This is a genomic window from Mycobacterium decipiens (assembly GCF_963853665.1).
GTDB lineage: Bacteria > Actinomycetota > Actinomycetes > Mycobacteriales > Mycobacteriaceae > Mycobacterium > Mycobacterium decipiens.
This window is the reverse complement of sequence record NZ_OY970459.1, coordinates 1,215,324-1,240,279: the sequence shown is the minus strand read 5'-3', so window position 1 is coordinate 1,240,279 and position 24,956 is coordinate 1,215,324. Positions and strand designations below refer to the sequence as shown.

Genomic DNA, 24,956 nt, shown 5'->3' with positions numbered 1-24,956 from the left:
CCGGGGGTCACGGGGGTCCGGCCTTGTAGCCCACTCCTCGGACGGTCAACACCACAGTCGGGTTCTCCGGGTCCTTCTCGACCTTGGCCCGCAGCCGCTGGACGTGCACATTCACCAGGCGGGTATCCGCCGGGTGCCGGTAGCCCCACACCTGTTCGAGGAGCACATCACGAGTAAACACCTGGCGCGGCTTACGCGCCAATGCGACCAACAGGTCGAATTCCAGCGGCGTCAACGATATCTGCTCGCCGTTACGAGTGACCTTGTGCGCCGGCACGTCGATTTCTACGTCGGCGATGGACAACATCTCGGCGGGCTCGTCGTCGTTGCGACGCAGCCGCGCCCGCACCCGAGCCACCAGCTCCTTGGGCTTGAACGGCTTCATGATGTAGTCGTCGGCGCCCGACTCCAGACCCAACACAACATCCACGGTGTCGGTCTTGGCGGTCAGCATCACGATCGGAACACCGGAATCGGCGCGCAATACCCGGCACACGTCGATGCCGTTCATACCGGGCAGCATCAAATCCAATAGCACCAGGTCGGGGCGCAGCTCACGCACCGCGGTCAGCGCCTGAGTACCGTCGCCGATGACCGCGGTGTCGAAGCCCTCCCCGCGTAGCACGATGGTCAACATCTCAGCTAGCGAAGCGTCGTCATCAACGACCAAAATCCTTTGCCTCATGGTGTCCATGGTGTCACCACATCGGGACAAAACTGGCGCACCACACGGGCGTTTCTCGCTTGATTAGGGCAATTACCGTCAAACTCGCCCGTCCGGTGCGGTCAAAGTCGCCGCTAGCCGGCCGGGATCGACGTCCGCATCGACAACCAGCCACGGGCCGCCCCACCCCGCGGCGGCCAGCTCGGCGTACACCGACCCGGTGCGCCGCTGAAGTTCGGCATCGCGTTCGTAACTGTCCCGGGCCCGGCCCGGCTCGCGTTGGGCCCGGCCGCGGGACCGTTCCCCGGCGAGCTCGACGGACACCGCGAGCAGCACCTGCCAGTCCGGCTTGGGCAAGCCCAATCTCTGGAACTCGATCCGTTGCACCCAGGCCACGGCCTCCCCGGCGGCGTCCTCATGCAGGCGCGCCGCGCTGTAGGCCGCGCTCGAGGCGACGTAGCGATCCAGGATCACCACGTCGTAGTCACCACGCAACCCCTGCAGCTCATCGACCGCGCCGGCGCGGTCGAGCGCAAACAGCATCGCCATGCCATAAACCGATGAGGCGAGGTCACCGTGCTCACCGTGCAGAGCCTCTGCCGCGATGTCAGCGGTGATCGAACGTCCGTATCGCGGGAATGCGAGCGTGGCCACCGACTTTCCGGCGTCCGCGAACGCCTTGCTGAGACCATGCGACAGCGTTCGCTTGCCCGCGCCGTCAACCCCTTCGATCGCGACCAGCACGGCACCAGCCTATTGCGCCGGCCGGAGCCTTAGTAGCGATAGTGATCCGGCTTGTAGGGGCCCTCCACGTCGACACCGAGGTATTCGGCCTGGTCCTTGCTCAGCTTGGTCAAACGACCGCCGAGAGCCTCGACGTGGATGCGCGCTACCTTCTCGTCGAGGTGCTTGGGCAGCCGGTACACCTCGTTGTCGTATTCGTCGTTCTTCGTCCACAGCTCGATCTGGGCGATCGTCTGGTTGGCGAAGCTGTTGCTCATCACGAACGACGGGTGTCCGGTGGCGTTGCCCAGGTTCAGCAGCCGGCCCTCGGACAGCACGATGATCGAACGGCCGGTGTCACCAAAGGTCCACAGGTCGACCTGCGGCTTGACGTTGACCCGCGTCGCGCCGGAGCGCTCCAGCCCGGCCATGTCGATCTCGTTGTCGAAGTGGCCGATGTTGCCCAGGATGGCGTGGTCCTTCATCGCCTTGATGTGTTCCAGCATGATGATGTCTTTGTTGCCGGTCGCGGTCACGACGATGTCGGCGTCGCCGATGGCCTCCTCGACGGTCACGACGTCGAAGCCCTCCATCATTGCCTGCAGCGCGTTGATCGGGTCGATCTCGGTGACGGCGACGCGCGCCCCCTGACCCTTCATCGCCTCCGCACAGCCCTTACCGACGTCACCGTAGCCGCAGATCAGGACCTTCTTGCCGCCGATCAGCGCGTCGGTACCACGGTTGATGCCGTCGATCAGGGAGTGCCGGGTGCCGTACTTGTTATCGAACTTGGACTTGGTCACCGAGTCGTTGACGTTGATCGCGGGGAAGGCCAGATCTCCAGCCGCGGCGAATTGGTACAGCCGCAGCACGCCGGTGGTGGTCTCCTCGGTGACGCCCTTGACCGACTCGGCGATCTTGGTCCACTTGTCCTTGTCGGACTCGAAACGAGTCCGCAGCAGGTTCAAGACGACCTTCCACTCGGCGGAGTCATCTTCCTCGGCGGGCGGCACCACACCGGCCTTTTCGTACTGCATGCCGCGCAGCACCAGCGTGGTGGCGTCACCGCCATCGTCGAGGATCATGTTGGCCGGCTTGTCGGGGTCCGGCCAGGTCAGCATCTGCTCGGCACACCACCAGTACTCCTCGAGCGTCTCGCCTTTCCACGCGAAAACCGGGACGCCCTGGGGCTTTTCGGGGGTGCCGTGCGGGCCGACGACTATCGCCGCTGCCGCGTGGTCCTGGGTAGAGAAAATGTTGCACGACGCCCATCGGACCTCGGCGCCCAGGGCTGTCAGCGTTTCGATCAACACCGCGGTCTGCACCGTCATATGCAGCGAACCCGAGATCCGCGCCCCCTTCAGGGGTTGCACCTCGGCGTACTCGCGGCGTAGCGACATCAGGCCAGGCATCTCATGCTCGGCGATCCGGAGTTCTTTGCGGCCGAAATCCGCTAGTGACAGGTCGGCAATCTTAAAGTCGATGCCATTACGAACGTCGGGGGTCAGCGAATTTTCGGTCGTCGTCATAGGGTCTTTCATCCTTCTTTGGGAGCTCATAGGGATCCGAGCGGGCTACTTAGCCTAGGTACGCTCTTCAGCCACTGTAGCCGCCGGCAGTCAGCCCCGCAGGTCAGGGGACGTTGATCACACCGTGGCGCTCCGCGAACGGCGTCATCAACCGCGCCAGGTCCGCCGCGACGTCGTGGTCGGCCTCAGGCGGCATCGACACGTAACTCAGGCACAACCGCACGATCGCACGCGACAACACGTTGGCGTCGTCGTCGGTGGTGGCTACCCAGGTATCGGTGAATGCCGTCGCCAGTCGGGCCGACGCGCGGGTGATGATCGGCGCGCTTTCGGTGGTGATCAGTTGCAGCAGATCGGGCTTGGCGACCCCGCTGAGTAGCGAGATCACCAGCGGGTCGGCCGCCGACTCGGCGAAGAACGACCGGAAGCCCTGTAGGAACGATTCGTAGACCTTGCCGACGTTAGCTTCCAAAGATGCGTGGACGTTGTCGACCAGCCTGTCCGCCAGGCGCAACGCGTATCCCTGCGCCAGGCCCTGCCGGGAGCCGAATTCGTTGTAGATGGTCTGGCGGCTGATGCCCGCAGCGCGGGCCACGTCGGACAGCGTGATGGCGGACCAGTCCCGTATCAGCAGCAGATCCCGCATCGCATCCAGGACCGAATCACGCAACAGTGCTCGCGATGCCTCGGCGTAGGGAACCCGCTTCACAGGCGCGACAATAGTGCCTGGGGCGCTCATGATCGTGCAACCTCCTCCATCTCGAAATCGGATTTAGCCGCACCGCAGTCCGGGCAGCTCCAGTCATCGGGGATGTCGTCCCAGCGGGTGCCGGCCGCAATGCCGTCTTCCGGCCAACCCAGCGCCTCGTCGTACTCGAAACCGCATTGGATGCAGCGGAACAACTTGTAGTCATTCATTTGTTTGCCTTCGTCCTTTCTGCTTTCGAAAGCTGTGTGAAATCTCGCTTCTCGCGCACCGCGCAATCTGGACAGCACCAGTCGTCGGGAATCTGCTCCCACCGTGTGCCGGCCGGGAAGCCTTCCCTGGCATCACCTTTGGCCTCGTCGTAGACGTAGTCGCAGACCGGGCACCGGTAGCCGTTGCTGCCGGCGCGGGTCATGCCGGGGCTCCGTACCGGGCCAGTGCCTTCTCCCGCACCCGCGGGTGCAGGTTGACCCTGGTGATATCGCCGTCGTAGTGCTCGAGCACCCGGTGATCCATCACCTTGCGCCACAACGGCGGGAAGTAGGTCAACGAGATCATCGACGCGTACCCACTGGGCAGGTTGGGCGCACCCGCCATGCTGCGCAGGGTCTGGTAGCGGCGAGTCGGGTTGGCGTGGTGGTCACTGTGCCGCTGCAAGTGGTACAGGAACAGGTTGGTGACGATGTGGTCGGAGTTCCAGCTGTGCACCGGGGCGCAGCGCTCGTAGCGGCCGTTGGCCATCTTTTCCCGCAACAGTCCGTAGTGTTCGAGGTAATTGACCGCCTCGAGGAGGCAGAAGCCGAAGACCGCCTGGGTGATCACGAACGGGATGAGCGCCAGGCCGAAAACCGCGATCAGCACACCCCATAACACCACCGACATCAGCCACGCGTTGAGCACGTCGTTGCGCAAATACGCCTTCGGATGCCAGGGGCTCACTCCCGACCGGCGCAGCCGCTGAGCTTCCAGCCGGACTGCCGAACGCAGGCTGCCGACAACGGTACGTGGCAGGAACTCCCAGAACGTCTCGCCGAAGCGCGCCGAAGCCGGGTCCTCCGGCGTGGCCACCCGAACGTGGTGACCGCGGTTGTGCTCGATATAGAAGTGCCCGTAGCACGTCTGCGCCAGGGTGATCTTGGACAGCCACCGCTCCAACGAGTCCTTCTTGTGCCCCATCTCGTGCGCGGTATTGATGCCAACGCCACCGAGAACACCGACCGACAGCGCCACACCGATCTTGCCGGCCCAGCCCAATCCGCCATGGGAATCCGGGTAACCCAACCAACTGAGGTCCGAGGCGGTGAACAGATAGGCGCCTAGGACCACGCTGAGGTACTGGAACGGAATGTAGATGTAGGTGCAGTAGCGGTAGTATTTGTCGTTCTCGAGCCACTCCATCACCTCCTCGGGCGGGTTCTGGCCGTCGGGCCCGAAGCGCAGGTCGAGAAGCGGCAACAGAAGGTAGACCAGGATCGGCCCCACCCACAAGGGCAGCTGCGCGGCGGCCTGCCAGCCGAGCTGGTTCAGTCCCCAGATGAGCGGCAGCATGACGAACAACGCGGTCGGGGCGATCAGACCCATCAGCCACAGGTAGCGCTTCCTATCCCGCCACTCCCCCACTTCGAGTGCCCGGGGCTCGTCGGGTCTGCCGAAGCCGATTTGTGTGGTCATCTGTCAAACCTCCTCGTGAGCGATACCACATCGGAGTTTGACAATATAGCAGTCTACGTCTTATGTCTAGACATAGATGGCCTTTTTGTAAACCGCCTAGTTCACGACCCCCCGGTTGGCCTCTCGCGCTTGCCGAAGGCCCTGCGCGGAGTGCCGGCGCCCGTAGCCGACATAAATCACGGCTCCCAACACCAGCCAGATGCCGAACCGGATCCAGGTCAACGCGGTGAGGTTCAGCATCAGCCACAGGCATGCGCACACCGAGGCGATCGGAAGGACCGGCACCCATGGAGCCCGAAACCCCCGAACCAGGTCCGGCCGGGTCCGGCGCAGCACGATCACGCCGGCGGACACCAGGACGAACGCGAACAGCGTGCCCACGTTGACCATTTCCTCGAGCTTGGTGATCGGGAACACCGATGCGGCGGCGGCTACCACCACGGCAACCAGCACGGTGATCCGCACCGGGGTGCCACGTGAACCGGTCTTGGCCAACTGCCGCGGCAGCAGGCCGTCGCGCGCCATCGCGAACAGCACCCGGCACTGCCCGAGCATCAGCACCATCACCACGGTGGTAAGCCCGGCCAGCGCCCCGACGGAAATGATGCCGCTGGCCCAATACACTCCGTTGGCCGCGAACGCGGTCGCCAGGTTGGCCGAGCCGCGGCCCGGAACGGTCCGCAGCGCGGTGTAGGGAACCATGCCGGACAGCACGATCGACACCGCGACGTAGAGCAAGGTGACGACCCCAAGCGACGCGAGGATCCCGCGCGGAACGTCACGCTGGGGGTGCTTGGTCTCCTCCGCCATGGTGGCCACGATGTCGAAGCCAATGAACGCGAAGAACACGATCGACGCCCCCGCCAACACGCCATACCAACCGTAATGGCTGCCCTGCGCCCCGGTCAGCAACGACAACACCGATTGGTTGATGCCGCTTTCGTGCGGCCCGGATTCCGGCTCGGGAATGAACGGCGAGTAGTTGGCGGCCCTGACGTAGAAGGCGCCGACCACCACGACCAGGATCACGACCGAAACCTTGATGCCGGTGACCACCGCGGAGAATCTCGACGACAACTTGGTGCCCAACGCACACAGGGACGCCACCACCGCGACGATCAGCAGCGCGCCCCAGTCGAGATTCAGCGATCCCAGCCGGGCGGTGCCACCGGCGAACCCAAACACCGTGCCCAAGTAGCTCGACCAGCCCTTGGCGACCACGGCCGCGCCCATCGCCAATTCCAACACGAGATTCCAGCCGATCGCCCAGGCCAGGAGCTCCCCAAAGGTGGCGTAGGAGAAGGTATACGCGCTGCCGGCCACCGGCAGCGTCGAAGCGAATTCGGCGTAGCACAGTGCCGCCAGCGCGCAGGTACCCGCCGCGATCAAAAACGAGATCCAGATGGCCGGGCCGGTGATATCGCCGGTGGTCGATGCGGTGACCGTGAAAATGCCGGCCCCGATCACCACCGAGACGCCGAACACAACGAGGTCCCACCAGGTGAGGTCCTTGCGCAGACGAGTACTGGGCTCGTCGGTGTCAGCGATCGACTGTTCTACCGACTTCATGCGCCATCGACCGGCCATGCACCGTCCTCTCGCATTCGTTGTGACCGCACAGTACTGGGTACGCTGCGAGGACGGCGGGGCATGCAGAAAACCCGAAGAACCACGCGGTGGTCATCGGGGCCAGCATCGCCGGGTTGTGCGCCGCGCGGGTGCTGTCGGACTTTTATTCCACGGTGACGGTATTCGAGCGCGACAAGTCGCAAGCACCCCGGACAGCCGCGCCGCGGTCCCCCAGGACCCGCACCTGCACATGTTGATGACGCGCGGGGCAAACGAACTCGAGAACCTCTTCCCCGGCCTGTTTGAGATCGTCCAGCGCTCGGTCTCCGAGCCGCGGTTCGAGCCCACGCTCAACCGAGTCACCGGTGCTACTCGAGTTGGCCACACCCGGCCAACAACCGGAGTTCATCCCTGCGGATCTCGTTGTCGACGCGGCCGGCCGAGGCACCCTGTTGCCGGTGTGGCTATCGCAGTGGGGATACCGACGGCCAACCGAGCAAACCGTCGACGTCGGCATCACCTATTCCACCCAGAAACTTCGCATCCCCGAGGGCCTGCTCGACGAGAGCATCGTCATCGTTGGCACGGCCTTCGGCGTGGCCAATGCCAAACCGCCGCCGACCTTCGACGGGATGCGTGAACTGGCCGCCGCGTTGCCGCCGGCGCGGTTTGCGGCCGGGCTGGCGCAGGCCAAGCCCATCGGTAGCGCGGCAAGCCACGCCTACCCGGTGAGCAGATGGCGCCGCTATGACAAGCTGCGCCGCTTCCCGACCGGGATTGTTCCGGTCGGTGATGCGGTAGCCAGCTTTAACCCCACCTGCGGGCAGGGCATGACGATGGCGTCGCTGCAGGCCGGCCACCTGCGACGGGCGCTGGAATTTTCTGACCGCAAACTGGCCCGCAAGCTCAATCGGGCTACCGCCCGGACCATCTACCCGGTGTGGATGAGCGACGGGATTGCCATGTCAGTGATCACAATGCGACGGCCAGTCCATCACGCTTTTGGTGGCGACAGCCTGTGCATGGTGCCGTCACCCGCGATGATCGGTTGCGCCATCGTCAACTACGTGCGGGTGTGGCTCCGCGCCTTGCCTGGGTACTCTGCTTGAAACGGAGGGGAGCCACGGGTTGGCAAACAAGGGTGACCACGCGGTAGTGATCGGGGCCAGCATCGCGGGGCTCTGTGCCGCGCGGGTGCTCTCCGACTTCTTCGCCCGGGTAACGGTTTACGAACGCGACGACCTGCCGCGCACACCGGCCAACCGCGCCACGGTCCCCCAGGACCGGCACGTACACATGCTGATGGCGCGCGGGGCAAACGAGTTCGAGAGTCTGTTCCCGGGCCTGCTGAAGGACATGGTGGCCGCGGGTGTGCCCATGCTGGAGAACCGGCCGGACTGCATCCATCTAGGCGCCGCGGGCCATGTCCTGGGGACCGGGCAAACGTTGCGCGATGAATTCACCGCCTATGTGCCCAGTCGGCCGCATCTGGAGTGGCAGATCCGTCGGCGAGTCCTCGACATCGACAACGTCGAGATCGTGCAGCGCGGCGTCGCCGAGCCCCGGTACGAGCACCCGCTGCAGCGGGTGACCGGCGTGCTCCTGGATCCCCCCGCTCGCGGCGAGAACCCCGAGTTTGTCGCCGTCGACCTTGTGGTCGACGCGGCGGGTCGCGGTACTCGGCTACCGGTGTGGTTGACGCAATGGGGCTACCAGCGCGCACCCGAGGCAACCGTGGACATCGGCATCAACTACGCCAGCCACGCGTTCGGCATTCCGGAAGGTCTGATCGAGGAGAAGGTGGTGGTCGCGGGCGCGTCGCACGACCAATCGCTGGGGCTGGGGATGCTGTGCTACGAGGACGGCACCTGGGTGCTGACCACCTTCGGTGTGGCCCAAGCCAAACCGCCGCGAACGTTTCCCGAAATGCTTGGGCTCGCCAAAGAGTTACTCCCGGACCACTTCAACGCGGCGCTGGCGCACGCCGAACCCCTCGGTGACCCGGCATACCACGCTTTTCCAGTCAGTAGGTGGCGTCGCTACCACAAACTGGACCGCTTCCCCGCCGGAATCATCCCCTTCGGGGATGCGGTGGCCAGCTTCAATCCCACCTTCGGGCAGGGCATGACCATGACGTCCCTGCAGGGCAGCCATCTGCGACGCGCGCTGGAAGCCGGCGCGCAAGATGGCGACCTCGCCCGGCAATTCAATAGGGCCACCGCCAAGACGACGTTTCCGGTGTGGATGATGAATGCCATCGGCGACATCACTTTTCACCATGCGACCGCCGAACCCACGGCCCGCTGGTGGCGCGCGGCGGGCAACCTGTTCGATCAGTTCCTGGGTGCCGCGGAAACCGATCCCGTTCTCGCCGAATGGTTTTTGCGCCGGTTCAGCTTGCTGGACAGCTTGTACATGGTGCCGCCCGCACGCATTATCGGTCGCACGATAGCACACAACATGCGGCTATGGCTTCACGAGCGACGGGCAGCTAAAGCCCGACAGTAGCTCTGAACAATTTGGCGGGCTCGCGCGCGACCAACCGGATCGGGCCGTCGTCGGCCGCTACCCAGGCCGCCATTCCTCGTTTCAGCGTGAGCGACCCGCACTTCCCGTGCACCGTCGCCGAACCCTCGGTGCACAACAAGATCTGCGGGCCGTCATGCCGCGACGACGCGTCGACCTCATGGCCGAGGTGATCGCCGTCGAGCACCAGTAGCGTGACCGCGAACTCATCGGTCGGGGTGTCATAGACCAGCCCCGGCCCGTCGCGGCGGATCGGCGGTCGCAACTGCGCCTGGGGGGTGGGGGCGAAGTCCAGCACACGCAACAACTCGGGCACATCGACGTGCTTGGGCGTGAGGCCACCGCGTAGCACATTGTCGGAGTTGGCCATTACCTCCACACCGAAACCACGCAGATATGCATGCAGGTTGCCGGCCGGCAGGAAGACGGCCTCCCCGGGGGCGAGGCTGATGCGGTTGAGTAGCAGCGCCGCCAGCACGCCGGCGTCGCCGGGATAGCGTTCACCGAGTTCCAGCACGGTCCTGGCTTCGGCCGCAAACTCGGTTGCGCCGGAGCTGACGTAATGGATGGCGCCGTCCAGCACAGCAGGCACCAGCACGTCGATATCGGGCTGGGGTGCGGTAATCCAGGTGGTGAACAGGGCCCGCAGACCGTCGGCGTCGGACTGATCGCCCAGCAAATCGATGAACGGGTCGAGGTCGGAGACGGCCAGCGCCCGCAGCAGCTCGCTGGTCCGGGCCGCCTCACGAAACCCGGCCAGCGCCTCGACTGGTTGCAGCGCCACCAACAATTCGGGCTTGTGACTGGTGTCGCGGTAGTTGCGGACTGGCGAGGACACCGGAATGCCCATTCGCTCTTCACGCAGGTAACCCTCGACGGCCTGCTCCGCGCTGGGATGGGCCTGCAAAGACAGCGGCTCGTCGGCCGCCAGCACCTTGACCAAGAATGGCAGCACATCACCGAACCGAGCGCGCGACGCGGAGCCGAGCTGCCCCTCCGGATCGGCAACCAACGCCTCAAGCAACGAGGTTTCGCCATGTGGCGTTTCCAGCCAGGCCGGATCACCCGGGTGTGCACCGAACCATAGTTCAGCTTCCGGGTGAGCGGCCGGCACCGGGCGCCCGGTGAACTCGGCGATAGCGGTGCGCGATCCCCAGGCGTACGTCCGTAACGCTCCGCGTAGCAGTTCCACCGGCGATCTATCCCCGCACCAGTCGCATGTACACGGCGGCCATTTCCAGCCGAACGGCCAATACTGCCAGTTGCTGCTCCGCGCGACCGGGAGTCGCCGGCGCGAGCAACCCCCCGGACCCACCGGGTGATTCGCTCACCTCCGGCACGTCATCAGCGGCGACCAGATAGACGTCGTCGAGCCCGGCAACCCGAGCAGCCACGACCGTCCGCTCGCCGGCCAGCGCCAGTGCCAGCACCCGCAGCCGCTGCGGCAGCGGTCCGTCGATTTCCTCGTCGTGGAACAGGGCCTCCCCCGAATACCCGGCATCCTGGAAACCATTGGGCCCGGTACGCAGCGCCACTACCGCATCCGAAAGCCCGGTCGCCGCCGCGGCCTGGCGGGCGATCCGCAGCAAGACCGAACTCCCATGCCGGGCCAGCGCCAGCGTTGCGGCGTTGTCGCCGGCCAGGGCTATTTGGCAACCGGACACGCGCGCGGCAAGTGCCTTGGCCGGATTGGTGAACACCTCACGGCCGGCACTGTTGCGCAGTGCCTCGGCGTCCAGCTCGTCGGCGAGCGAGGCCAGATCGATACGCAGTTTGGGGTCCACGGTTTGCAAAGCCGCCAGACCCGCGGCCAAGTACCTGGACAGACCAAACTCATCGGCAACCCGCAGCCGAGGTTCCAGCACCGCGACCCGACCTGCCGTGGTGTCCCGCAGCGGACCCTCGTACGGCGCCACCACAACAACCCGCGCACCCCTGCGTACCCCAGTCGCGGCCGCGCCGACCAGCGCTGGATCACCGGGGTCGTCGCCGGCAACGACCAGCACGTCAAGCGGCCCGACCCAGGGCGGGGCCGCGCTGGCGATCACGATTGGCTCAGCGGCCGCGGCACCCAGCGTCGAGGCCAGGATCACCCCGGCGGTCTCGGCGGGACCCCGGCCAGCCACCCAGATCACCGAGCGGGGACGGTCATTGCGGCGCAGCAGGTCCAGCTCGCCCTCGTCGGCCGCGGCGGCGATGGCACGCACCTGCGCGCCGGCCGTCGACGCGGCCCGCAGCAGACCGGCCCGGTCGGCAGCGATCAGGCCCGCGGCGTCCTCGAGATCGACCGCCCGAATGGCGTTCACGGTCCGGCCTTCGCGCCCGCCATCTGGGCGGCGATTTCAGCGCTGACCTGCCGCACCACCGCGTCGACATCCTCGACACCGCGGCCCTCCACATTGAGCCGTAGCAGCGGCTCGGTGTTGGAGCTCCGCAGGTTGAACCAGCGGTCGTCGCCCAAGTCCACCGTCACCCCGTCGAGATGATCGATGGAATGAATCCGGCCGCCGAAAGACTTCAGCACGGCGTCCACACACGCCGGAGCGTCGGCCACGGTGAAGTTGATCTCACCGGATGACTCATACCGTTGGTAGTCGGCGGTCAACTCCGACAACGGTCGGCTTTGCCCACCAAGGGCGGCCAGCACATGCAGTGCCGCCAGCATTCCGGAATCGGCGCCCCAGAAGTCACGGAAGTAGTAGTGCGCCGAATGTTCACCACCAAAGATCGCGCCGGTGTCGGCCATCATTGCCTTGATATAGGAGTGTCCCACCCGTGAACGCAGTGGGGTGCCGCCGTGCTCGACGACCAGCTCGGGCACCGCGCGGGACGTGATCACGTTGTGGATGATGGTGGCGCCGATCTCCCGGTTGAGTTCCCGCGCGGCCACCAACGCGGTCACCGTCGACGGCGAGACAGGCTGGCCGCGTTCATCGACCACAAAGCAGCGGTCGGCATCGCCGTCGAAAGCAAACCCGACATCGGCGCCGGTGTCGCGCACGTAGGCCTGCAGGTCCACCAGGTTTGCTGGGTCAAGCGGATTGGCCTCGTGATTGGGAAACGATCCGTCCAGCTCGAAATACAAGGGCAACAGGGTGATCGAGTCGATCGCACCGAACACGGCCGGCGCGGTGTGACCGGCCATGCCGTTACCGGCGTCCACGGCCACCCGCAATGGACGCAGCCCCGAGGTGTTCACCAGCGACCGCAGGAACACCCCGTAGTCGCCCAGCACATCCTGGTCAGCCAGGGTTCCAGGTTGTCCCTGATATTCCGAGTGGCCTGGAACGCCGGCGATCAGGTCGTCGCGGATGGCGGCCAGCCCGGTATCCGCACCGACCGGTTTGGCGCCCGCCCGGCACATCTTGATGCCGTTGTATGCCGCCGGGTTGTGGCTCGCGGTGAACATCGCTCCGGGGCAATCCAGCACTCCCGAGGCGAAATAAAGCTGATCGGTGGACGCCAGCCCAACTCGCACCACATCGAGGCCCTGGCCGGTCACTCCGGCCGCGAAAGCGGCGGCGAGCGGCGGCGAACTGTCCCGCATGTCATGGCCGATCACCACCCGTTGGGCGTACTCAGCACGCATCAGCCGGGCGAACGCCGCACCGAGATCGGCAACTAGCGTCTCGTCGATCTCTTCGCCGACCAGCCCGCGCACGTCGTAAGCCTTGACGACACGGTGGACAGCCGCGGCGGGCCAAGACATGCGCGGGCTCCTGACGACCTAGGTTTTCTGCGACTCTTGGCCGCCAGCCTATCGGCCTGGGAAAGATACCGGCCGAATCGGTCTCGAACAGTATGGGAAGACTAGTCAGCGGGGTCGGGCAATACCCGCAGATGTCCTCGCCGACGCCCGGTCCGAGGCTCGGGTGGCGCGAGCACGCCAGCGCTCGGCGCGGCGGCATGCGCCCCGGTGCGGTGCAGGCGGGGATCGGCGGGGGCTCGTGCTGTTCCGGCGGGGAAGTCGTCGAAGCCGTTCAGTGGCGCGCCGGTTCCGCTCGGGTGAGACGCGCGCTCGCTCGGGCCACCCTCGCGCACCGCGTCCGCCAGAGCCACCAGATCGTCCTCATCGGGATGGGTGGGCAGCGGCCCGGCGTGCCGCACCAGCTCCCACCCGCGCGGTGCGGTGATGCGACCGGCGTGCCCGACACACAGATCCCACGAATGGGGTTCCCGCGCAGTAGCCAGCGGACCGATCACCGCCGTCGAGTCCGAGTAGACGAACGTCAACGTCGCTACTGCATAGTGCGGACACCCGGGCCGACAGCAGCGACGGGGTACGTTCACGATCGAAAGGCTATCGTGGACAAACCCCGCGGAAGCGCCGGACACGCGCATCCGTCCAAGCCGCGATGTTCAACCGTTACCATCGGCGCGTGAGCGATTCCCGCAGCTCCTCGTGGAGCCGTCGGCCGCGGGGCGGATCCGCTTCGCACCGAGCCAGGCGGCGGGGCCGTGATCTGCGCGGTCCGCTGCTGCCGCCGACGGTACCGGGGTGGCGCAGCCGGGCCGAGCGGTTCGACATGGCAGTACTGGAAGCCTACGAACCCATCGAGCGGCGTTGGCAGGAACGGGTCTCGGAACTCGACATCGCGGTCGACGAGATTCCGCGGATCGCAGCCAAGGATCCCGAAACTGTGCAATGGCCGCCAGAAGTCATCGCCGACGGGCCGATCGCGCTGGCCCGGCTCATCCCCGCCGGCGTAGATGTCCGCGGCAATGCGACGCGGGCACGGATCGTCTTGTTTCGCAAGCCGATTGAACGACGAGCGAAGGACACCGAGGAACTCGGCGAACTGCTGCACGAAATCCTGGTGGCTCAGGTGGCCATCTATCTGGACGTGGAACCTTCCGTCATCGACCCGACGATCGACGACTGACCCTCGCGGCGACCGAGTGGCCGAGTCAGATGATCCCGCGCTTGAGGCGGCGACGCTCGCGCTCGGAGAGACCGCCCCAGATGCCGAATCGCTCGTCATGAGCAAGGGCGTACTCCAGACACTCGTGCCGCACCTCGCAGCCCATGCAAATCTTCTTGGCCTCGCGAGTGGAGCCGCCCTTCTCCGGGAAGAACGCTTCGGGATCTGTCTGCGCACATAGCGCACGGTCCTGCCATTGGTCGGTCGTTGCCGGCGGCAGGGGTTCGGCCTCGAACGGGACCGACGCCTCGGGAACCAAACTCAGATGCGGTCGAACAGTTGCCATCGGTGAGGCCATTGCTGACACGGTCGCCGAGCCGGTAGTGGTATGCGGTGTGCCTCCCATTACACCCCGAAGGTGCTCATAGGACATGCCTCCGCCTCCTCACTGAAATAGATAGTGAAATGATTTCCCACTGTTTTGATGTACAGTCAACCTAATTCGAACAAGTGATCGAATCTCGGTCTGCGACACCGGAACCGGCCGGCCAACCGGGAAATGACACTGATGTGATTAGACACAAGTTGAGGACTCGGGTCAAGCGTGGTGGCGCATTTCCATATCATCTCGTAATAAAATTTCCGCGGTTCTGTTGTGGTTGGGTCCCGGCGTGTCGGGTGCGAGTCGTCACAACGCATGGTGACCGGTTGGCCAACCGGGTCCGCCGCCGAGGGTCACCCCCGCCCGGCCGGACATCCCCCGCCGATCCCGGGAGGTACTGTCCTGCGATGTGAAGGTCACCGTTCTGGTCGGTGGAGTCGGCGGCGCTCGCTTCCTCCTCGGGGTCCAGCAGCTGCTGGGTCTGGGCCAGTTTGCTCCACCACACATTCCCATTCCCTCGGACGCCGGCCACGAGCTGACCGCTGTCGTAAACGTTGGCGACGATGCCTGGATCCACGGGCTGCGAGTCTGCCCGGATCTGGATACCTGTATGTACACCCTAGGCGGTGGCGTCGACCTCCAGCGCGGCTGGGGTCACCGTGACGAAACTTGGCACGCCAAAGAGGAACTGGTGCGCTATGGGGTGCAGCCCGACTGGTTCGAGCTCGGCGACCGCGATCTGGCCACCCATCTGGTACGCAGCCAGATGCTGCGGGCCGGCTACGCACTGTCGCAGGTCACCACGGCCTTGTGCGACCGTTGGCAACCGGGCGCACGGTTGCTGCCCGCCACCGACGACCGTTGTGAAACCCATGTGGTGATCACCGATCCGGTCGACGAGTCCCGCCGAGCGATCCATTTCCAGGAGTGGTGGGTGCGCTATCACGCCCAGGTACCGACGCACAGCTTTGCCTTTGTCGGAGCTGAAAAGTCCAGCGCTGCAACCGAAGCGATCGCAGCGATCGCCGACGCCGACATCATCATGCTGGCGCCGTCCAATCCGGTGGTCAGCATCGGCGCCATCCTGGCGGTCCCCGGCATTCGCGCGGCGTTGCGGGCGGCAACCGCGCCGATCGTCGGCTACTCGCCGATCATCGGTGGAAAGCCGTTGCGCGGCATGGCCGATGCGTGCCTTTCGGTGATCGGGGTGGATTCCACCGCAGCCGCGGTGGGCCGGCACTACGGCGCGCGCCGCACCACCGGGATACTGGACTGCTGGCTGGTGCACGACGGCGACCACGCGGAGATAGACGGGGTCACGGTGCGGTCGGTACCCCTGGTGATGAGAGACCCGAAGGCGACGGCTGAGATGGTTCGCGCCGGGCTGGATCTTGCGGGCGTGGTGGCGTGACCGGCCGCGAACATGGCTCCGCCTCGACGCTCGAGATTCTGCCGGTCACCGGGCTTCCCGAGTTCCGTCCCGGCGACGATCTGAGCGCCGCCGTTGCCGCGGCCGCACCGTGGCTATGCGACAGCGACGTCGTGGTGGTTACCAGCAAGGTGGTGTCCAAGTGCGAGGGCCGGCTGGTTCCGGCTCCCGAGGAGCCGGAGCGAAGAGACCGATTGCGCCGCAAGCTGGTCGAGGATGAGGCTGTGCGGGTGCTGGCGCGCAAGGGCCGCACGTTGATCACCGAGAATCGGCTCGGGCTGGTTCAGGCGGCCGCCGGCGTGGACGGATCCAACGTCGACCAGTCCGAATTGGCGCTGCTGCCGGTAGATCCTGATGCCAGTGCCGCGACCCTACGCGCCGGGCTGCGCGAGCGACTCGGCGTCACCGTCGCCGTGGTGATCACCGACACGATGGGACGCGCCTGGCGCAACGGCCAGACCGACGCCGCGGTCGGCGCTGCCGGTCTGGCGGTGCTGCACAACTACGCGGGTGTCGTCGACCGATACGGCAATGAGTTGGTCGTCACCGAGGTCGCGGTCGCCGACGAGCTCGCCGCGGCCGCCGACTTGGTCAAAGGCAAACTGACCGCGACGCCGGTGGCGGTGGTGCGCGGATTCAGCGTGGCGGACGACGGCTCGACCGCCCGGCAACTGTTGCGGACGGGTGCGGACGACCTGTTCTGGCTCGGTACCGCCGAAGCCCTGGAGCTGGGTCGCCAGCAGGCCCAGCTATTGCGTAGGTCGGTCCGCCGGTTCAGCGGCGATCCGGTGCCGCCCGACCTCGTCGAGGCCGCCGTCGCCGAGGCGCTCACCGCGCCGGCCCCGCATCACACCCGGCCGGTGCGATTCGTGTGGCTGCAGACGCGCGCCGCCCGCACCCGGCTGCTCGACCGGATGAAAGACAAGTGGCGGTCCGACCTCGCCGGTGACGGCAAGCCCACCGACGCGATAGAACGCCGGGTGGCACGCGGCCAGATCCTCTACGAGGCACCCGAGGTCGTCATACCAATGCTGGTGCCCGACGGCGCACACAGCTACCCCGATGCCGCTCGCACCGACGCCGAACACACCATGTTCACGGTCGCGGTCGGGGCGGCCGTGCAGGCCCTGCTGGTCGCGCTGGCGGTCCGTGGGCTGGGCAGTTGCTGGATCGGCTCGACGATCTTCGCCGCCGACCTGGTCCGCGATGAGCTGGACCTGCCTGCCGACTGGGAGCCGTTGGGCGCCATCGCGATCGGCTACGCCGACGAGCCGACCGGGTTACGTGCCCCGGTGCGCGTCGCCGACTTGCTGATCCGCAAATGAAGACGTTCGCGGGCAAGACCGCCGCGTCGGCAGACAAGGTTCGAGGCGGCTACTACACGCCGGCGCCCGTTGCCCGATTTCTTGCCGGCTGGGTTCGTCGGGCGGGGCAAAAGCTCCTGGAGCCCTCCTGTGGCGACGGCCGAATCCTGCGCGAGCTGGCCGCACTGAGTGACCGGGCTCATGGCGTGGAGCTGATCGCAGCGGAAGCGGCGAAGTCGCGGGAGTTCGCACCGGTCGACGCCGAAAACCTGTTCACCTGGCTGAGCAGGTCCGATGCTGGTGGCTGGGATGGGGTCGCGGGCAACCCCCCCTACATCCGTTTCGGCAACTGGGCAACGGACCAGCGTGAGCCGGCCCTGGAATTGCTGCGGAGCGAAGGACTAGCGCCTACCAGATTGACCAACGCCTGGGTCCCGTTCGTCGTGGCGAGCACAACCCTGGTGCGCGACGGCGGACGCGTGGGTTTGGTGCTGCCCGCCGAGTTGCTCCAGGTCAGCTATGCCGCCCAGTTGCGCGACTACCTGCTGAGCCGATTCTGCAAGATCACGCTGGTGACCTTCGATCGCTTGGTGTTCGACGGCGTCCTGCAGGAGGTCGTGCTGTTCTGCGGTGTCGTCGGATTGGGCCCGGCGCAGATGCGCACGGTCAATCTCCGCACCCCCGACGCGCTGACTCACGCCGACCTCGATGTGGACCACGGTCTTCCGGGGCCCGCACTCCTGCACGAAAAGGAGAAGTGGACCAAGTATTTTCTCGCCCCCGCTCAGATCCAGACTCTTCGAACGCTCAAGCACTCCGACGTTATGACAACGCTGGGCCGTCTGGCCGGGGTGGACGTGGGCATCGTGACCGGTCGCAACAGCTTCTTCACGTTCACCGACACCCAGGCCCAAGATCTGGGACTGACACCGCACTGCGTCCCGCTCGTTTCGCGCAGCAACCAATTGTCCGGCCTGGTCTACGACACCGACTGCCGGACGGCCGATGTCGCCGCGGGGCACCGCACCTGGCTGCTCAACGCTCCGCACCACCCGACCGACCCGGCGCTGGTGGCGCACATCGACGCGGGTGAAGCCGCCGGCGTCCATCTGGGATATAAGTGCTCCATCCGCACGCCCTGGTGGAGCACTCCGTCGCTGTGGGTCCCCGACCTGTTCATGCTGCGCCAGATCCATCTGGCACCGCGGCTGACCGTCAACGCCGCGGCGGCGACGAGCACGGACACGGTGCACAGAGTTCGGGTCGACCACGGCCCCCACACCCAGACAGCGCCGGCCGCACTTGCCGCGGTGTTCCACAACAGCGCGACGTTCGCCTTTGCCGAGATCATGGGCCGCAGTTACGGCGGAGGCATCTTGGAGTTGGAACCAGCAGAAGCCGAGCAGCTACCCGTTCCGTCGCCGGCGTATGCCGGCGCCGAATTGATCGGCGATGTCGACCTGCTACTGAAGGCCAACGAGGTCGACAAGGCGCTCGACGTGGTGGATCGTCGGGTCCTAATCGACGGACTCGGCTTGGCGCCCGACGTCGTCGCGACCTGCCGGGCAGCGTGGGTCGCACTCCGGGATCGCCGGACCAAGCGGGGATCCCGGTGAGCAGTCAGCCGACGAACGTTCGAGTGTCGGTGATCACGATGCTCAGCGAGTGGCAGGCGCCCGATCCGGCGCAGGACTCGTTGCGGCACGCCGTGCTGGCTTTCGTGCACGGCCGCCCCGACGCCTGCCGTCGCGACTGCGCGCCGGGTCATGTCACCGCTTCGGCGTTGGTGCTCGACCACAGCGGCAACCGGGTGCTGCTCTGCCTGCACCGGCGCCTTGGACGCTGGGTGCAACTCGGCGGGCACTGCGAGGACGACGATGAAGGCGTGGTCGCCGCGGCACTGCGCGAGGCCACCGAAGAATCGGGTATCGCCGGTCTGCGCATCGCGCCCGAATTGGTGGCCGTGCATGTCCACCCGGTGACGTGCTCGTTGGGCATACCGACGCGGCATCTCGACTTGCAGTTCGCGGCTCACGCGCCGGCCGGGGCGCAGATCGCAGTCAGCGACGAGTCGGAGGACTTGCGGTGGTGGCCGGTTGACGCGTTGCCACCCGGTAGCGATTACGCGCTGGCACATCTGGTCGCTCGGGCGACACATCGAGCTGGGGGCACCTCCGGCTTGCGGGGGAGACGCTAGCGTGACGGTCGACGTCGAGCATCCGCTAGCGTCGATCTGGGCCAAGGCGCTGGTCTAGACGTCGGACGAGTAGCGGATCCCACCGTCGGGAATCGAGATGCCCGGCCACACCCGGGCGCCGCGCAGCAGCTCACAGCGCGCGCCGATGTCGGCGCCGTCGCCGATCACACCGTCGCGGATCAACGCTCGCGGACCGATGCGGGCGCCGAAACCGATGATCGAGCGCTCGATCACGCAGCCGGCCTCCACCCGGACGCCGTCGAAGATGACCGCGCCGTCCAGCCGGACACCGGCGCCGATCTCGGCGCCCCGCCCGACAACCGTGCCGCCGATCAGCACCGCGCCGGGCGACACCGCCGCGCCGTCGTGCACCAATCGCTCGCCGCGGTGCCCGTGCAGGGCCGGTGACGGCGCGATCCCACGCACCAGATCCGCCGATCCGCGGACGAAGTCCTCCGGGGTGCCCATGTCACGCCAGTACGTCGCGTCGACGTAGCCGCAGATCTTGACCCCCGGGTCGGAGAGCAGCGCCGGGAACACCTCACGCTCGACCGAGACCTCGCGGCCCCGGGGAATCCGGTCAATGATCTTGCGTTCGAAGACATAGCAGCCCGCGTTGATCTGGTCGGTCGGCGGATCCTGCGTCTTCTCCAGGAAGGCGGTGACCCGGCCATCCTCGGTGGGCACACAACCGAATGCCCGTGGGTCGCCCACCCGAACCAGATGCAGCGTGACGTTGGCCCCGTTGATCTGGTGGAAGTCCAACAGAGCGCCGAGGTCGGCGCCGGAGAGCACATCGCCGTTGAACACCATCACCGTGTCGTGGCGCAGCTTGCTGGCGACGTTGGCGATCGCTCCGCCGGTGCCTAACGGGGTCTGCTCGGTCACATAGTCGATTTGCAGACCCAGCTTGGAACCGTCGCCGAACTCGGCCTCGAACACCGCGGGCTGATATGACGTACCCAGGATCACGTGCTCGATGCCCGCCGCGGCTATCCGCGACAGCAGATGGGTGAGGAACGGCAGTCCGGCGGTAGGCAGCATGGGTTTGGGCGCCGAAAGTGTCAGCGGCCGCAATCGGGTGCCCTTGCCGCCGACCAGGACCACCGCATCAACTTGGTGAGTTGCCAACTCAGTGCCGCCCTTCAACCAGTTTCGGTTTCCGTCTGCGAGTCCTGCGCACCGAACTGCGCACCATCAAGTGCGAACGAACCGCCAACGATCCCCGCAGCACCCAGCGCAGCGGGGCCCGCCACCAACCGGAGTGCCGGTCGGCCAGGAAAATGTAGGTGCTCTTGTGATGGGCCGCCAGGTGGCTGGCGGGGTCGCGGCCGGTCGAGTGGCCCTTGTGGTGCAGAACTTCGGCTGACGGCACATACACGCTGAGCCAACCGGCTTTACCGAGCCGGTCACCGAGGTCGACATCCTCCATGTACATGAAGTAGCGCTCGTCGAATCCGCCAACCTGGCTAAACGCCGCCCGGCGCACCAGCAGGCAGGACCCCGACAACCAACCCACCGGCCGTTCACTGGGTTCCAGCCGCTCCTGCCGGTAGGCCGTCGTCCAAGGATTGCTCGGCCAGAACGGCCCGAGGACCGCGTGCATGCCACCGCGGATCAGGCTCGGCAGGTGGCGCGCCGACGGGTACACCGATCCGTCGGGGTCCCGGATCAGCGGGCCCAGTGCGCCCGCGCGGGGCCACCGGGCGGCGGCGTCCAGTAGTGCGTCGATGCTGCCCGGGCCCCACTGCACGTCCGGGTTGGCCACGATCGCCCAGTCATCGAGGAAGGCTTCGCCAGCGTCGCCCGCCATGTCACCGAGCTGGGCGAGCGTCCGGTTCACCGCGGTTCCGTAGCCGAGGTTGGCCCCGGTCGGGAGCAACCGCACGTTGGGGTAGCGCTCGACCGCGGCCTGCGGAGTTCCGTCGGTGGAGCCGTTGTCCGCCAGCAGAACGCTGACCGGCCGCTCGGTGGCCAGCGACAGCGAGGCCAGGAACCGCTCCAGATGCGGCCCCGGCGAGTAGGTCACCGCTACGACCGGCAGGAAGTCAGTCACGCGTCGAGGGTAACCGTCGATCGGCCAAAGCTGGGCCCTGAGCTAGGGCCAGCGCCGCGACAAGTGCACTGCGCCAGTGCCGTAGCGGCGTCAAACCCGCCGCAGCCCAGTCCTTGCCGGACAGCGCGGAGTAGCTCGGACGCGGCGCCGGCCGTGGAAATCGTGCGCTGCTGACCGGGCGCACCCGCAGCGGGTCGGCACCGCATTCTTCGAACACCGCGCGGGCTTGACCGAACCGGGAGACCACGCCCCCGTTGGCGGCGTGCAACAGGCGCCCACGCACGCCCGCGTCAGACAGCTGCAGCAGAGCGTCGGCCAGATCGGCGACATAGGTGGGCGAGCCGGTCTGGTCGTCGACCACATCCACCGGACCGTCTCCGGCGGCCAGCCGGCGCATAACGGCGACGAAATCCGTGCCGGTCCCACCGGTGTAGACCCAAGCGGTCCGCACCACGGCGGCAGCCGGGAACGCCGCCTGCACAGCCTGTTCGCCAGCGAGTTTGCTCTGGGCATACACGCCCTGCGGGGCTGTTCCATCGGCGGGCTCGTAAGGCCTGGGCTCGGCCTCACCGAAGTCGCCATTGAATACATAGTCGGTGGAGACGTGGATTAGCTGAGCATCCACCCGCGCGCACGCGCGGGCTAGGTTTTCCGGGCCGGTGGCATTGACCGCATAGGCGGTTGCCTCGTCGCTCTCGGCACCGTCCACGTCGGTGTAGGCGGCGCAATTGACCACCACGTCACCGTTTTGGATGATCCGTTCGGCCACCGCGGGGTCGGTGATGTCCCACTGCGAGGAAGTCAGTGCCAGCAGGTCGCGGCCTTCCCGAGCGGCCTGTGCGGTCAGATGGCTACCCAGCTGCCCGCCCGCCCCGGTGATCACTAGCCTTCCTGACCTGCCCGTCATGCGCTTGAGTCTGGCACGCCTCGGGCACGCCGGGGCTGGCTACCCGGCTTGACGCCGTTACGCAAGTAATCTAGTGAGATGCCTGTGCAATATGTGGCTGGTGCGGTTCGTGCGGCTCGTACCGCTCGGGCGATCTTCACGGCACTGGCAATTACGATCGTCCTTGGCACCGGGGTGGCGTGGAGCAGCGTCCGGTCGTTCGAAGACGGCATCTTCCATATGTCCGCGCCCTCGCTGGGACACGGCGGCGAGGACGGCGCGATCGACATTTTGCTGGTGGGCCTCGACAGCCGCACCGATGCGCACGGCAACCCTTTGTCGGCCGAGGAACTGGCGACACTGCATGCCGGCGACGAGGAAGCCACCAACACGGACACCATCATCCTGATCCGGATACCCAACAGCGGGAAGTCGGCTACCGCAATCTCGATACCGCGGGACTCCTACGTTCAGGCCCCCGGCCTCGGCAAGACCAAGATCAACGGCGTCTACGGCCAAACCAGAGAGACCAAGCGGGCCAACCTGGTTCAGGCTGGTGCTTCGGCGACCGAAGCAGCGGCCGCGGGCACCGAGGCCGGTCGTGAAGCTCTGATCAAGACCGTTGCCGACCTCACCGGCGTTACCGTCGACCACTACGCCGAGATCGGGCTGCTCGGCTTCTCACTAATCGCCGACGCGCTCGGCGGCGTCGACGTCTGCCTCAAAGATCCGGTGTACGAACCACTTTCAGGTGCCGACTTCCCAGCCGGCCAGCAGAAACTCAACGGTCCACAAGCGCTCAGCTTCGTTCGCCAGCGTCACGACCTGCCCCGCGGCGACCTGGACCGGGTGGTGCGCCAGCAGGCAGTGATGGCCTCGCTGGCCCACCGGGTCATCTCCGGGCAGACGCTGTCCAGCCCCGCCACCCTGAAACGGCTGGAGCAGGCGGTGCAGCGCTCGGTGGTGCTCTCTTCCGGGTGGAACGTCATGGATTTCGTCCGCCAACTACAGAAGCTCGCCGGCGGTAACGTCGCCTTCGCCACCATCCCGGTGCTCGACGGGTCCGGCTGGAGCGACGACGGCATGCAAAGCGTGGTGCGAGTGGATCCGCGTCAGGTCCAGGACTGGGTCGCCGGCTTGCTACACGAGCAGGACCAGGGCAAAACCGAGGAGCTGGCCTACGCGCCCGCCAAGACCACGGCAAACGTGGTCAACGACACCGACATCAACGGGCTGGCGACGGCTGTTTCAAAAGTGTTGAGCGCCAAGGGGTTTACTGCCGGATCTGTGGGCAACAACGACGGCGGCCACGTGAAGGGCAGCCAGGTGCGTGCCGCCAAGGACGACGACCTGGGCGCACAGGAGGTCGCAAAGGAACTGGGCGGGTTGCCGGTGGTCGCCGACGCGTCCATCCCGGCCGGATCGGTGCGAGTAGTGCTGGCCGACGATTACAGTGGCCCCGGCTCCGGCCTGGGGGGTGGCGACCCGAACGGCATGGTATCGCCGGCCCGCGCGTCGAACCTCGGGTCCCCTGACGACACCGCTCCCCCGCCCTCGCCGATCCTTACCGCCGGCTCTGACGCACCGGAATGCATCAACTGACCACCCTTAGCGCGGCGATCCTGGATCCGATGCTGCGCGCCGACCCGGTCGGCCCGCGCATCACCTACTACGACGACGCCACCGGCGAGCGCATCGAACTATCCGCCGTGACGCTGGCCAACTGGGCTGCCAAAACCGGCAACCTGTTGCGCGACGAGCTGGCCGCCACGCCGACCAGCCGGATTGCGATCCTATTGCCGGCCCATTGGCAGACCGCGGCGGTCTTGTTCGGCGTGTGGTGGATTGGCGCCGAGGCGATACTCGACGATTCCCCAGCCGGCTCCCCAGTCGATATTGCGCTGTGCACCGCCGAACGCCTGGACGAGGCGGACTCGGCGTTGAGCAGCACGGCGCCGGGCGGCGAGGTGGCGGTGCTGTCGCTGGATCCGTTCGGTCGGCCGGCTGCCGACCTACCGGTCGGCGTGACCGACTACGCGACCGCGGTGCGGGTGCACGGCGACCAGATAGTTCCCGAGCCCAAACCGGGTCCGGCGCTCGCTGGCCGATCTGTCGAGCAGATCCTGCGCGACTGTGAGACGTCCGCGGCGGCAAGGGGTTTGACGGCAGCTGATCGGGTGCTGTCCACCGCTTCGTGGGCCGGACCCGATGAATTGGTAGACGGCCTGCTCGCGGTGCTGGCCGCCGGGGCGTCGTTGGTGCAGGTCGCCAATCCCGATCCGACCGTGCTGCAGCGCCGGATTGAAACCGAAAAGGTCACCCGCGTCCTCTGACGCGAACGATAAATCCCCACGACGACCGGCTCGAATCCATGTTGATATAGCGATATTTTGATGTTAATGTCGTGGCCAACACGTATTCACAGTGATAGACCGGAAGGAAGGTTCAAGCA

Annotated in this window: 24 protein-coding genes and 1 pseudogene; 9 read left to right on the top strand and 16 right to left on the bottom strand. The window is 66.4% G+C overall.

Going from position 1 to position 24,956, the window contains the following annotated elements; all coding sequences use genetic code 11:
* Positions 1-7: 7 nt before the first annotated feature.
* The 8 genes from mtrA to AADZ55_RS05660 all read right to left on the bottom strand — a co-directional run bounded on the left by mtrA (position 8) and on the right by AADZ55_RS05660 (position 6,880).
* The gene (gene mtrA / locus AADZ55_RS05695; RefSeq protein ID WP_003899985.1) at positions 8-694 is read right to left on the bottom strand and encodes a two-component system response regulator MtrA; all 687 of its coding nucleotides are present in this window, start codon (positions 692-694) and stop codon (positions 8-10) included.
* A 69-nt stretch (positions 695-763) separates the two neighbouring features.
* Entirely contained in the window at positions 764-1,408 is a 645-nt protein-coding gene (locus tag AADZ55_RS05690; protein WP_085323246.1) for a dTMP kinase, read from the bottom strand.
* A gap of 29 nt (positions 1,409-1,437) precedes the next feature.
* Positions 1,438-2,916 carry an adenosylhomocysteinase gene (gene ahcY, locus AADZ55_RS05685; RefSeq protein ID WP_085323245.1) on the bottom strand — a complete coding sequence of 493 codons (1,479 nt, stop codon included), beginning with the start codon at positions 2,914-2,916 and terminating at the stop codon, positions 1,438-1,440.
* Between the two features lie 103 nt (positions 2,917-3,019).
* A complete protein-coding gene (locus tag AADZ55_RS05680) occupies positions 3,020-3,655 on the bottom strand; it encodes a TetR/AcrR family transcriptional regulator (protein ID WP_085323244.1) in 636 nt (211 codons plus the stop codon).
* Positions 3,652-3,834: a rubredoxin RubB gene (gene rubB / locus AADZ55_RS05675; protein ID WP_085323243.1), complete on the bottom strand. Its 183-nt coding sequence runs from the start codon at positions 3,832-3,834 to the stop codon at positions 3,652-3,654. The genes AADZ55_RS05680 and rubB overlap by 4 nt, the downstream gene beginning before the upstream one ends.
* Positions 3,831-4,037 (bottom strand): rubredoxin, encoded by a 207-nt coding sequence (locus tag AADZ55_RS05670; RefSeq protein ID WP_085323242.1) that lies wholly within the window; start codon positions 4,035-4,037, stop codon positions 3,831-3,833. Before AADZ55_RS05670 ends, rubB begins: the two co-directional genes overlap by 4 nt.
* Entirely contained in the window at positions 4,034-5,293 is a 1,260-nt protein-coding gene (locus AADZ55_RS05665; RefSeq protein WP_085323241.1) for an alkane 1-monooxygenase, read from the bottom strand. The genes AADZ55_RS05670 and AADZ55_RS05665 overlap by 4 nt, the downstream gene beginning before the upstream one ends.
* Before the next feature lie 96 nt (positions 5,294-5,389).
* Positions 5,390-6,880 carry an amino acid permease gene (locus AADZ55_RS05660; RefSeq protein WP_085323240.1) on the bottom strand — a complete coding sequence of 497 codons (1,491 nt, stop codon included), beginning with the start codon at positions 6,878-6,880 and terminating at the stop codon, positions 5,390-5,392.
* Between the two features lie 89 nt (positions 6,881-6,969).
* Here AADZ55_RS05660 and AADZ55_RS05655 point away from each other — a divergent pair.
* A pseudogene (locus tag AADZ55_RS05655) lies at positions 6,970-7,874 on the top strand (oxidoreductase); the annotation flags it as partial.
* A gap of 116 nt (positions 7,875-7,990) precedes the next feature.
* Positions 7,991-9,370 carry an FAD-dependent oxidoreductase gene (locus tag AADZ55_RS05650; protein ID WP_085323239.1) on the top strand — a complete coding sequence of 460 codons (1,380 nt, stop codon included), beginning with the start codon at positions 7,991-7,993 and terminating at the stop codon, positions 9,368-9,370.
* On the opposite strand, the gene manA is transcribed toward AADZ55_RS05650, so the two are convergent.
* From manA to AADZ55_RS05630, 4 genes are all read right to left on the bottom strand, one after another.
* On the bottom strand, positions 9,354-10,580 hold the full coding sequence (gene manA, locus AADZ55_RS05645) for a mannose-6-phosphate isomerase, class I (RefSeq protein ID WP_085323238.1): 1,227 nt from the start codon (positions 10,578-10,580) through the stop codon (positions 9,354-9,356). The two genes, AADZ55_RS05650 and manA, sit on opposite strands and share 17 nt — an antisense overlap.
* Positions 10,581-10,587: 7 nt before the next feature.
* Positions 10,588-11,694 (bottom strand): TobH protein, encoded by a 1,107-nt coding sequence (locus tag AADZ55_RS05640; protein ID WP_085323237.1) that lies wholly within the window; start codon positions 11,692-11,694, stop codon positions 10,588-10,590.
* Positions 11,691-13,097, bottom strand: a complete 1,407-nt coding sequence (locus tag AADZ55_RS05635) for a phosphomannomutase/phosphoglucomutase (protein ID WP_085323236.1) — start codon at positions 13,095-13,097, stop codon at positions 11,691-11,693. Before AADZ55_RS05635 ends, AADZ55_RS05640 begins: the two co-directional genes overlap by 4 nt.
* 101 nt (positions 13,098-13,198) lie before the next feature.
* A complete protein-coding gene (locus AADZ55_RS05630) occupies positions 13,199-13,678 on the bottom strand; it encodes a DUF3499 domain-containing protein (RefSeq protein WP_207568997.1) in 480 nt (159 codons plus the stop codon).
* 173 nt (positions 13,679-13,851) lie between these two features.
* On the opposite strand from AADZ55_RS05630, the gene AADZ55_RS05625 reads away from it, so the two are divergent.
* Positions 13,852-14,271, top strand: coding sequence for a metallopeptidase family protein (locus AADZ55_RS05625; RefSeq protein WP_085323445.1), 420 nt, complete (start codon positions 13,852-13,854; stop codon positions 14,269-14,271).
* 25 nt (positions 14,272-14,296) lie between these two features.
* On the opposite strand, the gene AADZ55_RS05620 is transcribed toward AADZ55_RS05625, so the two are convergent.
* A complete protein-coding gene (locus AADZ55_RS05620; protein WP_423202387.1) occupies positions 14,297-14,656 on the bottom strand; it encodes a WhiB family transcriptional regulator in 360 nt (119 codons plus the stop codon).
* 385 nt (positions 14,657-15,041) lie between these two features.
* Here AADZ55_RS05620 and cofD point away from each other — a divergent pair, with 385 nt between their 5' ends.
* From cofD to AADZ55_RS05600, 4 genes are read left to right on the top strand one after another with little or no spacing between them, the layout of a single operon-like run.
* The gene (gene cofD, locus AADZ55_RS05615) at positions 15,042-16,043 is read left to right on the top strand and encodes a 2-phospho-L-lactate transferase (RefSeq protein ID WP_085323234.1); all 1,002 of its coding nucleotides are present in this window, start codon (positions 15,042-15,044) and stop codon (positions 16,041-16,043) included.
* On the top strand, positions 16,040-17,386 hold the full coding sequence (locus AADZ55_RS05610; protein WP_085323233.1) for a coenzyme F420-0:L-glutamate ligase: 1,347 nt from the start codon (positions 16,040-16,042) through the stop codon (positions 17,384-17,386). Before cofD ends, AADZ55_RS05610 begins: the two co-directional genes overlap by 4 nt.
* Positions 17,383-18,981: a class I SAM-dependent methyltransferase gene (locus tag AADZ55_RS05605; RefSeq protein WP_085323232.1), complete on the top strand. Its 1,599-nt coding sequence runs from the start codon at positions 17,383-17,385 to the stop codon at positions 18,979-18,981. The genes AADZ55_RS05610 and AADZ55_RS05605 overlap by 4 nt, the downstream gene beginning before the upstream one ends.
* A gap of 38 nt (positions 18,982-19,019) precedes the next feature.
* Positions 19,020-19,562: an NUDIX hydrolase gene (locus AADZ55_RS05600; protein WP_085323443.1), complete on the top strand. Its 543-nt coding sequence runs from the start codon at positions 19,020-19,022 to the stop codon at positions 19,560-19,562.
* A gap of 54 nt (positions 19,563-19,616) precedes the next feature.
* On the opposite strand, the gene AADZ55_RS05595 is transcribed toward AADZ55_RS05600, so the two are convergent.
* The 3 genes from AADZ55_RS05595 to rfbD are packed head-to-tail and all read right to left on the bottom strand — an operon-like array spanning position 19,617 to position 22,525.
* The gene (locus AADZ55_RS05595; protein WP_085323442.1) at positions 19,617-20,693 is read right to left on the bottom strand and encodes a sugar phosphate nucleotidyltransferase; all 1,077 of its coding nucleotides are present in this window, start codon (positions 20,691-20,693) and stop codon (positions 19,617-19,619) included.
* A gap of 1 nt (position 20,694) precedes the next feature.
* On the bottom strand, positions 20,695-21,618 hold the full coding sequence (locus AADZ55_RS05590; RefSeq protein ID WP_085323231.1) for a glycosyltransferase family 2 protein: 924 nt from the start codon (positions 21,616-21,618) through the stop codon (positions 20,695-20,697).
* Positions 21,611-22,525: a dTDP-4-dehydrorhamnose reductase gene (rfbD, locus tag AADZ55_RS05585; RefSeq protein WP_085323230.1), complete on the bottom strand. Its 915-nt coding sequence runs from the start codon at positions 22,523-22,525 to the stop codon at positions 21,611-21,613. Before rfbD ends, AADZ55_RS05590 begins: the two co-directional genes overlap by 8 nt.
* 78 nt (positions 22,526-22,603) lie before the next feature.
* Here rfbD and AADZ55_RS05580 point away from each other — a divergent pair, with 78 nt between their 5' ends.
* On the top strand, positions 22,604-24,106 hold the full coding sequence (locus tag AADZ55_RS05580; RefSeq protein WP_085323229.1) for an LCP family protein: 1,503 nt from the start codon (positions 22,604-22,606) through the stop codon (positions 24,104-24,106).
* Positions 24,094-24,837: a TIGR03089 family protein gene (locus AADZ55_RS05575; protein WP_207568996.1), complete on the top strand. Its 744-nt coding sequence runs from the start codon at positions 24,094-24,096 to the stop codon at positions 24,835-24,837. Before AADZ55_RS05580 ends, AADZ55_RS05575 begins: the two co-directional genes overlap by 13 nt.
* Positions 24,838-24,956: the final 119 nt, after the last annotated feature.

What these genes read in the sequence shown, in the direction of transcription:
- mtrA (WP_003899985.1), bottom strand. Translation starts at nt 694, where the DNA reads ATGGACACCATGAGGCAAAGGATTTTGGTCGTTGATGACGACGCTTCG.
- AADZ55_RS05580 (WP_085323229.1), top strand. Translation starts at nt 22,604, where the DNA reads ATGCCTGTGCAATATGTGGCTGGTGCGGTTCGTGCGGCTCGTACCGCT.
- AADZ55_RS05665 (WP_085323241.1), bottom strand. Translation starts at nt 5,293, where the DNA reads ATGACCACACAAATCGGCTTCGGCAGACCCGACGAGCCCCGGGCACTC.
- AADZ55_RS05635 (WP_085323236.1), bottom strand. Translation starts at nt 13,097, where the DNA reads ATGTCTTGGCCCGCCGCGGCTGTCCACCGTGTCGTCAAGGCTTACGAC.
- AADZ55_RS05660 (WP_085323240.1), bottom strand. Translation starts at nt 6,880, where the DNA reads ATGGCCGGTCGATGGCGCATGAAGTCGGTAGAACAGTCGATCGCTGAC.
- AADZ55_RS05680 (WP_085323244.1), bottom strand. Translation starts at nt 3,655, where the DNA reads ATGAGCGCCCCAGGCACTATTGTCGCGCCTGTGAAGCGGGTTCCCTAC.
- ahcY (WP_085323245.1), bottom strand. Translation starts at nt 2,916, where the DNA reads ATGACGACGACCGAAAATTCGCTGACCCCCGACGTTCGTAATGGCATC.
- AADZ55_RS05575 (WP_207568996.1), top strand. Translation starts at nt 24,094, where the DNA reads ATGCATCAACTGACCACCCTTAGCGCGGCGATCCTGGATCCGATGCTG.
- AADZ55_RS05670 (WP_085323242.1), bottom strand. Translation starts at nt 4,037, where the DNA reads ATGACCCGCGCCGGCAGCAACGGCTACCGGTGCCCGGTCTGCGACTAC.
- AADZ55_RS05620 (WP_423202387.1), bottom strand. Translation starts at nt 14,656, where the DNA reads ATGGGAGGCACACCGCATACCACTACCGGCTCGGCGACCGTGTCAGCA.
- rubB (WP_085323243.1), bottom strand. Translation starts at nt 3,834, where the DNA reads ATGAATGACTACAAGTTGTTCCGCTGCATCCAATGCGGTTTCGAGTAC.
- rfbD (WP_085323230.1), bottom strand. Translation starts at nt 22,525, where the DNA reads ATGACGGGCAGGTCAGGAAGGCTAGTGATCACCGGGGCGGGCGGGCAG.
- AADZ55_RS05605 (WP_085323232.1), top strand. Translation starts at nt 17,383, where the DNA reads ATGAAGACGTTCGCGGGCAAGACCGCCGCGTCGGCAGACAAGGTTCGA.
- AADZ55_RS05600 (WP_085323443.1), top strand. Translation starts at nt 19,020, where the DNA reads ATGCTCAGCGAGTGGCAGGCGCCCGATCCGGCGCAGGACTCGTTGCGG.